Source organism: Mesorhizobium sp. M0166, from assembly GCF_040322255.1.
Taxonomy (GTDB): domain Bacteria; phylum Pseudomonadota; class Alphaproteobacteria; order Rhizobiales; family Rhizobiaceae; genus Mesorhizobium.
In genome coordinates this window covers 223,254-235,357 of sequence record NZ_JAMYTD010000003.1, presented here as the reverse complement: position 1 = coordinate 235,357, position 12,104 = coordinate 223,254, and the positions used below count along the sequence as shown (strand labels likewise).

Annotated in this window: 12 protein-coding genes; 4 read left to right on the top strand and 8 right to left on the bottom strand. The window is 64.0% G+C overall.

The features are described from left to right. Window positions 1-26 precede the first annotated feature (26 nt). Window positions 27-1,796 (top strand): glucan ABC transporter ATP-binding protein/ permease, encoded by a 1,770-nt coding sequence (locus tag NKJ46_RS05775; protein ID WP_352566279.1) that lies wholly within the window; start codon window positions 27-29, stop codon window positions 1,794-1,796. A gap of 90 nt (window positions 1,797-1,886) precedes the next feature. Next, window positions 1,887-2,642: a heme ABC transporter permease gene (locus tag NKJ46_RS05770; RefSeq protein WP_352525380.1), complete on the top strand. Its 756-nt coding sequence runs from the start codon at window positions 1,887-1,889 to the stop codon at window positions 2,640-2,642. Window positions 2,643-2,970: 328 nt separating this feature from the next. On the opposite strand, the gene NKJ46_RS05765 is transcribed toward NKJ46_RS05770, so the two are convergent. After that, on the bottom strand, window positions 2,971-4,029 hold the full coding sequence (locus NKJ46_RS05765) for a D-TA family PLP-dependent enzyme (RefSeq protein WP_352662960.1): 1,059 nt from the start codon (window positions 4,027-4,029) through the stop codon (window positions 2,971-2,973). A 146-nt stretch (window positions 4,030-4,175) separates the two neighbouring features. Between NKJ46_RS05765 and NKJ46_RS05760 the strand changes: the two genes are divergently transcribed. Beyond that, the gene (locus NKJ46_RS05760; RefSeq protein WP_352662957.1) at window positions 4,176-4,862 is read left to right on the top strand and encodes a D-lyxose/D-mannose family sugar isomerase; all 687 of its coding nucleotides are present in this window, start codon (window positions 4,176-4,178) and stop codon (window positions 4,860-4,862) included. Window positions 4,863-4,904: 42 nt separating this feature from the next. Here NKJ46_RS05760 and NKJ46_RS05755 read toward each other — a convergent pair whose 3' ends face one another. Genes NKJ46_RS05755 through NKJ46_RS05725 form a run of 7 tightly spaced genes read right to left on the bottom strand, consistent with a single transcriptional unit; the run spans window position 4,905 to window position 11,157 of the window. Beyond that, complete coding sequence (locus NKJ46_RS05755; RefSeq protein ID WP_352662954.1) at window positions 4,905-5,180, bottom strand: hypothetical protein; 276 nt, start codon at window positions 5,178-5,180, stop codon at window positions 4,905-4,907. Window positions 5,181-5,200: 20 nt separating this feature from the next. After that, window positions 5,201-6,067 carry an RDD family protein gene (locus NKJ46_RS05750; RefSeq protein WP_352662951.1) on the bottom strand — a complete coding sequence of 289 codons (867 nt, stop codon included), beginning with the start codon at window positions 6,065-6,067 and terminating at the stop codon, window positions 5,201-5,203. After that, window positions 6,054-7,085 carry a stage II sporulation protein M gene (locus tag NKJ46_RS05745; RefSeq protein ID WP_352662948.1) on the bottom strand — a complete coding sequence of 344 codons (1,032 nt, stop codon included), beginning with the start codon at window positions 7,083-7,085 and terminating at the stop codon, window positions 6,054-6,056. The genes NKJ46_RS05750 and NKJ46_RS05745 overlap by 14 nt, the downstream gene beginning before the upstream one ends. After that, the gene (locus NKJ46_RS05740; RefSeq protein WP_352662945.1) at window positions 7,082-8,389 is read right to left on the bottom strand and encodes a DUF58 domain-containing protein; all 1,308 of its coding nucleotides are present in this window, start codon (window positions 8,387-8,389) and stop codon (window positions 7,082-7,084) included. The genes NKJ46_RS05745 and NKJ46_RS05740 overlap by 4 nt, the downstream gene beginning before the upstream one ends. After that, window positions 8,386-9,342 (bottom strand): AAA family ATPase, encoded by a 957-nt coding sequence (locus NKJ46_RS05735; RefSeq protein WP_352566293.1) that lies wholly within the window; start codon window positions 9,340-9,342, stop codon window positions 8,386-8,388. Before NKJ46_RS05735 ends, NKJ46_RS05740 begins: the two co-directional genes overlap by 4 nt. After that, window positions 9,329-10,528, bottom strand: coding sequence for a DUF4350 domain-containing protein (locus NKJ46_RS05730; protein ID WP_352662941.1), 1,200 nt, complete (start codon window positions 10,526-10,528; stop codon window positions 9,329-9,331). Before NKJ46_RS05730 ends, NKJ46_RS05735 begins: the two co-directional genes overlap by 14 nt. After that, the gene (locus tag NKJ46_RS05725; RefSeq protein ID WP_352662938.1) at window positions 10,525-11,157 is read right to left on the bottom strand and encodes a DUF4129 domain-containing protein; all 633 of its coding nucleotides are present in this window, start codon (window positions 11,155-11,157) and stop codon (window positions 10,525-10,527) included. Before NKJ46_RS05725 ends, NKJ46_RS05730 begins: the two co-directional genes overlap by 4 nt. Before the next feature lie 143 nt (window positions 11,158-11,300). On the opposite strand from NKJ46_RS05725, the gene NKJ46_RS05720 reads away from it, so the two are divergent. After that, entirely contained in the window at window positions 11,301-12,080 is a 780-nt protein-coding gene (locus tag NKJ46_RS05720) for a hypothetical protein (RefSeq protein WP_352662935.1), read from the top strand. The last annotated feature ends 24 nt before the right edge of the window (window positions 12,081-12,104 follow it).

Below are 12,104 nucleotides of genomic sequence, written 5' to 3'. Positions count from 1 at the left end.
CATAAATAATTGGCGGAGTAGCTGAAGTGTCACTTCTGCAAATCTACTGGCGAGCCCTTGGTTATCTCGCTGCCGACAGGAAACGCGTTGCGTTTATCTGCGGGGCGAATGTCGCGCTTGCCATTATCGCCATTCTCGAGCCGATCATGTTCGGCCGGGTGATCGACGCCATTTCGGACCGCGGCTCGGTATTCGCGACGCTCGCAATGTGGGCCGGCCTCGGCGCGTTCAACATCATCGCCTTCGTGCTGGTGGCGCGCGGCGCCGACCGCTTTGCCCACCAGCGGCGCAGCGAGGTTCTTTGCCAGTCGTTCGAGCGCGTGATCACCATGCCGCTTGCCTGGCATCATCAGCGCGGCACCTCCAATTCCCTGCACACGCTCCTGCGCGCGGTCGAGACCTTGTTCAGCCTCTGGCTGGAATTCATGCGGCAGCATCTGTCGACCGCGGTTGCGCTGGTTCTGCTGGTGCCCACGGCGCTCAGCATGGATATCCGCATGTCGATGGTGCTGCTGGCGCTTGGCGCGCTCTATGTCGGCATCGGACGGCTGGTGATGCGGCGCACCAAGGAAGGCCAGGCGGCCGTGGAACGGCATTACCACAAGGTGTTTGCGCATGTGACCGACTCGGTCAGCAACGTCGCCGTCCTGCAGAGCTACAACCGCATCGGCCATGAGACCGAGGCGCTGAAGCGCTACGTCAAGAACCTGCTCGACGCGCAGAATCCCGTGCTCGACTGGTGGGCGATGGCCAACGCGCTGCACCGCCTGTCGTCGACGATTTCGATGATGGTGGTGCTCTTGATTGGCGCCTATCTGGTGACGCACGGCCAGTTGCGCATCGGCGACGTCATCGCCTTTACCGGCTTTGCCACGCTGCTGATTGCCCGGCTCGACCAGATGTCGGCTTTCGCCAACCAGATTTCCGAGGCACGCGCCAAGCTCGAGGAATTCTACCATCTCGAGGACTCCGCTTCCGATGCCGCCGAGCCCGACGGGCTGCGCGAGCTTGTCAACGTCACCGGTCATGTGCGTTTCGAGAATGTCTGCTTCGAGTTCGGCAATTCCGGGCAGGGCGTCGACGACGCGTCGTTCGAGGTCCAGGCCGGCCAGACCGTCGCCATCGTCGGCCCGACGGGCGCCGGCAAGACCACGCTCATCAACCTTTTGCAGCGCGTCTTCACCCCGTCCAGCGGCCGTATCCTGATCGACGGCATCGACACCCGTACGGTGACCCGCAAATCGCTGCGCCATTCGATCGCCACCGTGTTCCAGGATGCCGGCCTGCTCAACCGCTCGATCGAGGACAACATCCGCGTCGGCCGTGCGGAGGCGACCTATGACGAGGTCCATGCTGCGGCCAATGCGGCCGCCGCCCAGGATTTCATCCTGTCGAAATGCGAGGGCTACGACACGGTCGTCGGCGAACGCGGCGGACAGCTGTCCGGTGGCGAGCGCCAGCGCATCGCGATCGCCCGCGCCGTGCTGAAGGACGCGCCCATCCTGGTTCTCGACGAGGCGACCAGCGCGCTCGACGTCGAGACGGAAGATCGCGTCAAGGACGCCATCGATGAGCTGCGGCGCGGCCGCACCACCTTCATCATCGCCCACCGCTTGACCACCGTTCGCGACGCCGATCTGGTCGTGTTCATGGACAAGGGTCGGGTGGTCGAGATGGGCGGGTTCACCGAACTGTCGCTGCGCAACGGCCGCTTCGCCAGCCTGCTGCGCGCCGGCGGCCTGCTCAACGACGAGGAGGTCCGCCGCCTCAGCCGTCCGGTGAACGAAGCCGCCTGAGCGGCGCGCCTTGCCTTCTCCCGCAAGGGGAGAAGGGAAGGCGCGCCGCTGTGGTTGCCGCAACTCCGCCGGCGGTCTATGTAAAGCCGCATGAGCGACACGACTTCACGCCTCTCCGGCTGGATGGACCTTGCCAACCCGACGCGGTTCGTCGGGCTGGCCGACAAGGTCGTGCCGTGGCTGGCGAGCGTGGCCGCCATAATCCTCGCTGTCGGTCTCTATATGAGCTTCACGGCGCCTGAGGATTTCCAGCAGGGCATCACCGTGCGCATCATGTATATCCACGTGCCTTTCGCCTGGCTTGCCATGATGTGCTACACGCTGATGGCGGTCTCGGCGCTTGGCACGCTGGTCTGGCGCCATCCGCTGGCCGACGTGGCGCTGAAATCGGCGGCACCGATCGGCGCCGTCTTCACCGCCCTTGCGCTGATCACCGGTTCGATCTGGGGCAAGCCGATGTGGGGCACCTGGTGGGTGTGGGACGCCCGGCTGACCTCGGTCTTCATCCTGTTCCTGATGTATCTCGGCATCATCGCGCTGACCCGCGCGCTAGACGATGCCGGGCGCGCCGCCTGGGCCGCCGCCATCATCACCCTGGTCGGCTTCATCAACATCCCGATCATCAAATTTTCGGTCGACTGGTGGAACACGCTGCATCAGCCGGCTTCGGTGTTCCGGCTTGGTGGGCCGACCATCGATCCGAGCCTGTTGTGGCCGTTGCTGGTCATGGCCGTCGGCTTCACAGTCCTGTTCTTTGCGCTGCATCTGATGGCGATGCGCACCGAGATCCGGCGCCGCCGCGTCATTTCGATGCGCCGCGTCGCGGCAAGGCAGGCCGAGCGGTAGTAGACGCCGACCGGCTAACACCGTCCCGGGTGCGCTTGTCAGTCTGGCTTTCTGTCAAAGTATCCGGTCGATCTCAGGCTCTCCAGAGTTCTCACAATTTCCTCGTAGGAAAAATCGCCTAGAACAAAAGTATCTCTGTCTACGTGATGGTATCCTGCCCGAGATATGGAATCAGATGCCTCCTGCATCAGGCGTTGTTTTGAAATGAATTCGAAGCGATAAATCCGCTCGTTCGAAACGACATAGACGTCGCTGCACCATTCTTTTTGACGAAGCTCAAACTTTCTTACGTCGTCGATTCCGTATTCCCAGTGGATTGCAAAATTACTCATTGCATCCGCCCGCGCGCCGCGACCGGCAGCGTCTCGATCACCTTGTCGCCTTCGATCAGATGCACCTCGTCGAACAGGTTGGTGACGACGCAGCAATGGTCGGGCACGACGCGCACGCGCTCGCCGATGCGAAGCTCGGCGCCGCCCGAAAGTGTGACGTTGCCGTGCTCTTCGCTGAGGCTGGTCACACTTGCGCCTGAAATGCCCAGCAGCTCGCCGAAATCGGCGAGCCCCAGCGTGTCGCTGGACAGGGCCTTGCTGCCGGCGTCGAGGATGGCGCGTGTCGGCGTTGGATGGCTGACCACCGTCGACAGTACCGTCAATGCGCAATCGTCGAGACTGCCGACGCCTTTGGCGACCTGGTAGCGGTCGAGATAGATGTAGGTGCCGGGGCGGTATTCGGTAACGACGCTATCCTCGCCGGAACGCCACATGTCGGGCGTGCCGCCGCTGGAGATGCGCTGGCATTCAAGGCCGGATGCGGCAAGCGCTTGCTGCGCATCGGCGAGCCATGCCTCGGTCTCGGCGGCGCGGCCCGCCCCCGGGTAGGTCATCAAGCCGCCGAAGACGAGCCCTCGGACCTTGCCGATCTCGCTCGCCAGCGCGACTGCCTCGCCGGCCGACTGCACACCGCAGCGGCCTATGCCGGTGTCGCATTCGACCAGCACCGGCAGGCGGTGGCCGGGATCGGTAAAGGTGGCGGCAAGTCCCATCAGCGTGTCCATGCTGTCGGTTGTCACCGACAGGGTTACGCGGTCATGCAGCGCCTTGAGGCGCTCCAGCTTGGCCCGCCCGAGGATATTGTAGGGCAGAAAGATGTCGGTCAGTCCGGCATCGGCCATGATTTCGGCCTCGCCGATCTTCTGGCAGGTGATGCCGATGGCGCCGGCCGCGACCTGCTTCTTCGCCCAGTAGGGCAGCTTGTGGGTCTTGATGTGCGGCCGGAGCTTCAGCCCGTGCCGGTCGGCATGGGCCTGCGCCCGCGCGATATTGGCTTCGGCGCGGCCGGCGTCGATCAGGATCGCCGGCGTATCGAGGTCGTCTATGCTGCGCATGGTCTCACCATCGGAAAATTGGTTGACCTTATGGCCCTGATCGGACCGCATGTCATGAGGCCAGCGACAGCAGTTTGCATCGACACCGGATTGACGTTCGGCTATTGCGTTAGCGCCTCGAAAAGCGACGGGAAGGAACCACGATTATGAAACGCTCCGCCATCAACGACATCATCCGTGACGCCGACGCCTTCATCCGCTCGTTCGGCTACATCATGCCGCCCTTCGCCTACTGGAGCCCCGAAGAGATGAAGGCGCGCCGGCAGGATTCGTCGGCCATCTTCTCCTCCCGGCTCGGCTGGGACATCACCGATTACGGCCAGGAGAAATTCGACGAACTCGGCCTGTTCCTGTTCACCGTCCGCAACGGCCGCTACGAGGACATGAAGAAGGGCATGGGCATGCTCTATGCCGAGAAGATCATGATCTCGCGCAAGGACCAGTTGTCGCCGATGCATCGCCACAACATCAAGGCCGAAGACATCATCAACCGTGGCGGCGGCAAACTGGTGCTGGAGTTGTTCATGCACGATCGCGATGGCGGCATCGATCCGAAGGCCGAAGTATCGGTGCCTGTCGACGGAACCATCCACAGGCTGCCCGCGGGTGGACTGCTGAAGCTCGACCCGGGCCAGAGCGTCACTTTGCTGCCGGGTGTCTGGCACGCCTTCTGGGCCGAGGGCAAGGACGTGCTGATCGGCGAGGTTTCGACCGTCAACGACGATCTAACCGACAACGTCTTCCGCGAACCGATCGGCCGCTTCGCGGACATCGACGAGAACACAGCACCGCTGCATTTGCTGGTGTCCGACTACGAGAAGTGGGTGGGGTAGGGCAGAAGAGTCGGCAGGATTGTCGAAAAAAGGACCACGAATTCAATTCGTGCGATTAGCAATTCCACGTAGCCTGCGGACTTCGGCGATCAGGCGAGGGATGTCCTGGCGAGCGGCGGCAATGAAATCCTGGTCGGCAATCGTCGCGCCAGTCATTTCGATGTCTTCACCTCTATCCGGTCCTTGGCCGGTTTGGACGAAATTCGATCCTCCGGAAAAATCCCGGCCCTCGACCCACGATTTCCACGGGCCAGCCTGGGCCGCGGCAACTCGGGCTTCCATCTGTTGAAGTTCAAGCTCGGATAGAGATGTGTTCATGACAGCCCCGTGGAGCGTTGCTAACGCGCGTGCTTGTCGGCCCTCCGGTTGCCCAGCAGGAGCTTGCGTTCGAGATGCGCCCGCAACTCCCCGTAATACGCCGTCAGGAACGCGCGTGCGTCATGGGCCTGGGGTGCCGCGCCGATCTTGCGTCCGATCGTTTCGGCCACCGTCCGCAATGCGAAATAGTCGTCGCGGCGCAGCACCTCCTCCAGCTTGTGGAGTTCGGCAATTCCGTAGGCATCGAGTTGGGCGTGGCTGAACCGGAAGGCGCCGGCCGCCGGATCCTGCCGGGCCGACAGATCTTCAAGCAAGGCACGCTTCGGCGCTTCGACCACCCAGGTCCCCGCCAGCAGATCGCCGATCCGCATGCGGTCGCGATTGAACAGCGGGAACAAGGCAAACAGCAGCGTCCACACCAGTCCGAAGACCGTCGTCAGCGTGTCGGCAAGGTCGGTCCCGCTGCGTCCGGCGATGATCGACAGCGGCAGGAACACCTCGATCTCGCGCATCAGGTTGCGGGCGATGACCTGGTCGATCGACAGGCCGTCGCCGCTGCGCGACGCGACCCGGATGCCGACGATCCGCTTGCCGGGCGTAGCCGCGCGCCGGCCCGCTTCGAAGACGATGAAGTAGGCGTTGCGCAGAAAGAAGATCAGGATGATCCAGACGACGAAGAGCGGCTGAAATCCCTCGCTGCCAAGGCCGCCCACCCCGAACAGCGCGACGATCGTGATCACGATTGCAGCCACGGCGATGAACACGATGTCGAGAAGGAAGGCGGAGGCCCGCGTGCCGGCGTCGGCCAGCCTGATCCGGAGATCGACGCCTTCGGGCGTGATCAGCGGCCGTATAGCCGCGAAGGCGGCGCGTTTAACGATCGCCATGCCGCACCGCCCGGAACAGATAGAAATAACCGATCCACAGCGCCAGCATGCCACCGCCAATGGCGTAGCGCGTGACGTCGCTGGTGATGGTCTGCCTGCCAATGCCCTCGAGCAGCCCGGCAAACAGCAGCATGATCGAGACCCCGACCATGGCGTTCGCGGCGATGCGTCCGGCGCGAGCCGCTGCCGCCATGCGTGTCAATTCGCCGGGAAAGGCGATGCTGGTGCCGATGCGCATGCCCGCCGCGCCGGCCAAAGAGATTGCGAACAATTCGGTGGTGCCGTGGATGGCCAGCCACCCGCCGAGCTCCGTGGCAAGCCCTTTGGACCAATAGACTTGGAACAACGCCCCGATCATGCAGCCATTGAACAGCATCAGCAGCACCGTCGGCACCGCGAAGGCGAAGCCAAGGGCGAAGGCCAGGATTGCGACCTGGACGTTGTGCGTGAACAGATAGGCGGCAAAGCCTGAGAGAAAGCCATTGTCGCCATCATAAAGCATGCCGCGCAGCAGTTCGGCCGAGGTGTCGGGGCCGCGGCCTCCTGCCAGGCCGGGCGGGATGATCGCGTCGAACCAGCTCTTGTCGGATGCCACCAGCCAGGCGCCTGCACCAATGCCGATCACCATCAGCGCAACCGAAACCAATGTCTCGCGCCACAGGTCGCGAATGGCTTCGGGCCAGTCGTGCAGGAAGAAATCGGCGAGGCGCTGCCGCAGCCCACGGCGTGCGCCATAGAGATAGAAATAACCGCGCAACGACAGCGCTTCGAGATAGGCTACCAGCGCGTTGTCGAGCGAGGTCGCCCGTGCCACGGAAAGAGAAGACAGCGCCGATCGGTAGAGCAGGGGCAGCGACAGCAGCTCCTCTTCGGAAAGCGTTCGCGGCGCACGCTTCTCGACACGCGCGAGCAGTGCCTCGAATGCTTTCCAGTCGGCCTCGCGCTCGCGGCGGAAGCTGGCCAGCGACTGGCGTACCGCATCGCCGCGCACCGCATTGCCGGCTACCGGCGCCGTCACAGCAAATCCTCCTGCTTGAACTGCAGATAGTGCTCGACCAGCGCGGGACCGAGCCGGTTGTGGTCAGCTTCGATCACATGTGCCCCGAGCAGGCGCAGGCGGCCGATGACGACCTGCCTTTCGCGCAAGAGCCCTCCGGCAACGATAGCGCGGGCAACGTCCTCGCCGGAGCGTGGCGGCATGTCGGCCAGGCCTTCCAGCTCGGTGTCCTTCATCATCATGAACAGCACGAGATGCCGTTCGGTGAGCCGGCCCACGGTGCGCAGCATCAATTCCGCGCTGATCGGATCGACGAAATCGGTGAAGATGATGACCAGCGAGCGGCGGTCAAGCCTCGCCGCCAGCGTCGTCAACGCCAGCGTGAAGTTGGTCTCCTCGCTGGAATAGTCGATCTCGGCCGCCCGTTTCTGGATCATCGCAAAGCTGGCGGGGCCGCGTACCGCCCCGCTTGAAACGCGCGGCCTTGCATCGAAGCCGAACAGGCTGACCATGTCGCCGCCCTTCAGCGCGATGAATGCCGACAGCAAGGCGGCCGTCACCGCCCGGTCCACCTTCGGCACACCGTCGACCGGCTCGCACATCAGGCGTCCGCTATCGATGGCCAGCACGATGTTGTTGTTCTCCTCGATGCGGAACTCGCGCGCCAAAAGCTTGCCGTGGCGGGCGCTGCGCTTCCAGTCGATCATGCGCCGGCCCATGCCCGGCTGGTAATCCTTGAGCGCGTCGAACTCGCGGCCTTGACCGGCGCGGCGCTGCGCATGGCCTTCGGCAAGCGCCGCATGTTGCAGCAGCGTGATCGCCTCGCCGCGGGCGCTGCTGACGTCGGGCAGCACCGCAACCTTGCTTTCCACCGGCAGCACGACCTGGTTCCAGACCAGCCCGAACGGCCCGTGCCAGCGCACCCAGAGACGGTCGAAGCTGGCGACGCCGCGCCGCAGCGCCTGGAAGCGCAGGTAGAGCGACCCACCTCCGACGGTCGGCTGCAAGGCCCCGCCGCTGCCGTCTACCGGCGCCAGACGCGCATCGTGTCCGACGCGAGCCTCCGCTGCACGCGGCCCCGAGTGACGGGCGGCGATTTGCACGCCGAACTCGCCGCCGACACCGACCTGCTGCGGCGCGTCGATGCTGGCATTCAGTGATGCCCGTCCGCGTCCGGCCGCGGCATCCACCGCCAGGAAGGCAAGCAGCAGGCAGCTCCACAGCAATCCCAGATACCAGAACGACGGCAGTGCCAGCGCGACCAGGAAGGCCGGCACCGCGCCGGCCGCCGCTGCCCATACCGCTCGGCCGCTGGGATAGATCAACGTGGTGCTTCCGTCTGGTCGACCAGGTCGGAGACGATCTGCTCGACCAGGCGGCCATCGATCTGTGCGGCAGGCGAAAGGATGACGCGATGGCGCAGCGCCGGCACTGCCAACGCCTTGACGTCGTCGGGGATCACATAGGCGCGTCCGTCCAGCGCCGCCCGGGCACGCGCCGCCCGCGCCAGCATGGCGCCGGCGCGCGGGCTGGCTCCGACTTCGAGATCGGCATTTTCGCGCGTAGCCCGAACCAGCGCCGCTATGTAGCCGACGACATCGTCGACGAGGGTGACGGAGCCGACGACTTCAAGGGCCTCTTGCAGCGTCTCGCGGTTAGTCTGTGCCTTGATGCCATATTGCGCGATGTCGTGCGAGGCGGAGCCGCCGCCGTGATGAACGATGATTGCCCGTTCTTCCTCGGGACCGGGATAGCTGACGCGGTGCTTGAACAGGAAGCGATCGAGCTGCGCCTCGGGCAGGGGATAGACGCCCTGGTGCTCGATCGGATTCTGGGTCGCGACGACCATGAAATTGCGACCGAGCGAATGCGTGGTGCCGTCGAAGGTGACCGCATGCTCCTGCATCGCCTCGAGCAGTGCGGCCTGTGTCTTGGGCGGCGTGCGGTTGATTTCGTCGGCAAGCAGGAGATCGCAGAAGATCGGGCCGCGCGTCAGCGTGAACTGCCCGGTCTGGAAGTTGTAGATGTTCGACCCGACGATATCGCCGGGCATCAGGTCCGGCGTGAACTGGATCCGCCCGTAGGCGATCCCAAGCGCCTGGGCGAAGCAGCGTGCGGTCATGGTCTTGGCCGTGCCGGGCGGACCTTCGAGCAGGATATGCCCGCCCGCAAACAAGGCGGTCAGCATCAGGTCGACCGTATCGCGCTGCCCGGTAATCGCCTTGGCCACTTCTTCCCTGATCCGTGTCGCCAGGGCCTTCACATCATCGACGTTCACCGAGCCTCCTTGCCGTCCAGTCGTGCAGCCGTTCTGCTGCCTGTTGCATCTGCGTCAGGTTCTTCGCCTCGCCGGCGGCTTGCGAACGCGTCGTGAAACCGCCAGCTTGCTCCTTATCGCGAGAGTCGAGCCAGTGGTCGAGCGCTTTGCCTTGCAACCCTTGCGGTGCCCCGAGCAGCGCGCCGGCGCGTACCCGCATCAAGGCCGCATAGCGGCCTCCCAGCTCGTCCAGCCGGCCGGCCCGCCGCATGAGCATCGCCGTCGTATCGACCAGCGCACGCTTGCCGAAGGCAATCGCGCGCTGGTCGGCGCGCGGCGGCCCGAACCGGCCAAGGCCATGCAGGAACGCCAGCGCCGCAGCGATCAGGATCGTCAGTGTCAGCGCCAGGAACGGCGGCTCGACCAGGAGCTTGGCCAGATCATACTTTCGCCCCGCGCCGTGCAGCGTCAGATCGAACATCACCGGGCCGTCGTCGGGTTGGAGCAAGGCAATCAGCCCGAGCGCGGCTGCTGCCTTTTCGGGATCCTTGAGAGCGGCGTTGTTGATCAGGTCGGGGTCGGTCAGGATGTAGAACGGCTTGTCGTCTAGTTCGGTAAGCACAGCCTTGTCATTGCCGGCTGCGATGAGAGGGTACTTGTCGGCCACCCACTGCAATTCTTCGGGTGCGGCAACCATGTTGCCTTCGATGTCGAGTTGCTTTGCCGTGCCCTGGCCAGCACCGATCTTCGCATCGGCAATGCGGCCAAGCCATTCGTTCACCACCGAACCGGGCAATCGCCCGAATTTCATGTTCCAGCCTTCATGCCCCTGGAGCGGCAGGATCTGCCATTTGGGCAGCACGAAGAGCGTGTTCTGGTCCTGGCGAAGTTTCAGGATGTGGTCGAGCGCCTCCGGATCGCTGTCGGGCGAAATGGTGACGATCAGCAGCATGTCGGTGCCGAGATCGTCCTCGGTCCGCGCCATCAAGGGCGCTTCGCCGGTGAGCCGCAGCCATTCCGCCAGGCCGGCGTAGCCGACGCCGCTTTTCGACAGCGGCGTGGCGCCGCCATTGCCGGGCTGCCGGAAATCGGGGGCATAGGTGGACAGCAGGAAGAAACCGGCCGCCGCAAGCAGGCTGGCGAAAATCCCCCAAAACAGTGTCCTTCGATTGAATGGCTCCTGTGCCTCGACCGCTGGTGCACTCACGTCCAGGCATCCCGGAAGGCGAAACGTTCATAGGCGCCGCGTGCTTGCCGCCAGCCTTCCGCGCCGACCGGCCGGCGCGCGAACAGCGCCGCCTCGACAATGCGGGCGATCTCGGTAAACGCATGGCGTGCCCTTCCCGGCAGGGAAGGGGCATTGGCGATGTCGCGCGCGGTGAGCGACGGGCGCAGGAAGTCCGGCAGCCGGCCGGCAATATCGGCGACGCTGCGCCGAAGCAAAAGGTGAACCGCCTCGTCATAGTCGCCGCGCGCGGCCAGCGCATCCGCTTGAGATAGCAGGACCTGCGCGGCGCTGGCGTCTGGGCGCCAGGTCTCTTCGGTTTCGGCCTCGGGCCGAGCGCGCTGCCACGGCAGCCGCCAGGCGATGCCTTTCACCTCGAGGAAGACCAAAAGCAGGATGATTGCGACGCCCGATATCACCGCCCCCCAGAACAGATAGATCATGTAGGGGCCGAGCCACGACAAAAAGTCCTGCAGCGGCTTCAGCCACTCGGGCGGCTTCGGCGGCACATAGGCCGGCAGGTCGAACTGGATCGACGCATCGGCGATCAGCTGCTTGTGCAGATTGGTCAGCCGTTCGGCTTCCGCTGTGCCTGGCTGTGCCAACGCCACCCGCTCCCCTGCAACCTGTGGTTCCCAGCCGACACTGACAATGCAGCACAAGAATTGCAAGTGGGCTGGACGGCGACCACCAATCTTGGCAGATTTACCAGCGGGGCCGCCAGCCATGTGGCGGTGAGGCAGGGGGAAGCATCATGACATCAGTGACACTGGAACGGCCTGAGAAATTCCAGATTGGCCGGGTGTTCAACAATAGCTTTGCGGTCATTGGCCGCAATGCAGGGCTCTGCCTGGGGCTTGCCGCGGTATTTTCGGGCCTGCCAACACTTGTTTTTCAGCTTTGGGTTTTGACTCGGCTCGCAATGGTTACCCCGGTGCCTGCCTCGATTGAGCCAATTTTCGTGTGGAGCTATTCCAGCGTCGCGATAGGCTTCGGGCTGGTTTCCTACATTCTTTCATTGTTGCTCCAGGCATCGCTGGTGCGTGCAACCATCGAGGACTTGAATGGCAAGCAGCCTTCGTTCGGTGATTGCATCGCGAAAGCGGTCTCCTTTCTGTTGCCGACACTCGCGATTGCTCTGCTGGTCGGTTTGGGCGCGGGCATCGGTTTTATGCTGCTTATCGTGCCTGGCATCATGTTGGCGCTCCGCTGGTCGGTCGCAGTGCCAGCGTTGGTGCAAGAGCGGCTCGGCGTATTCGGCAGCATGGCGCGCAGCCGCGATCTGACCAAGGGAAGCCGCTGGGCGCTGTTCGGCCTGTTCCTTATCCTGATCATCGCCGTGGTGACCATTCAGTTGGCGCTTGGCGCCGCAATCGCCCTGTTTGGAGGAGGGATGGTAGGTGCTGTCGTGGACGCATTGGTGACGAGCGTAACGTCGATGGTGATGTCGATTGCTACTGCGGTAAGCTATGTCGAGCTGCGTCAGGTCAAGGAAGGCACCAGCGTCGAAGAACTGTCGCAAATCTTCTCATAGCGGCAAGGGATCTGGCCGCCTTCA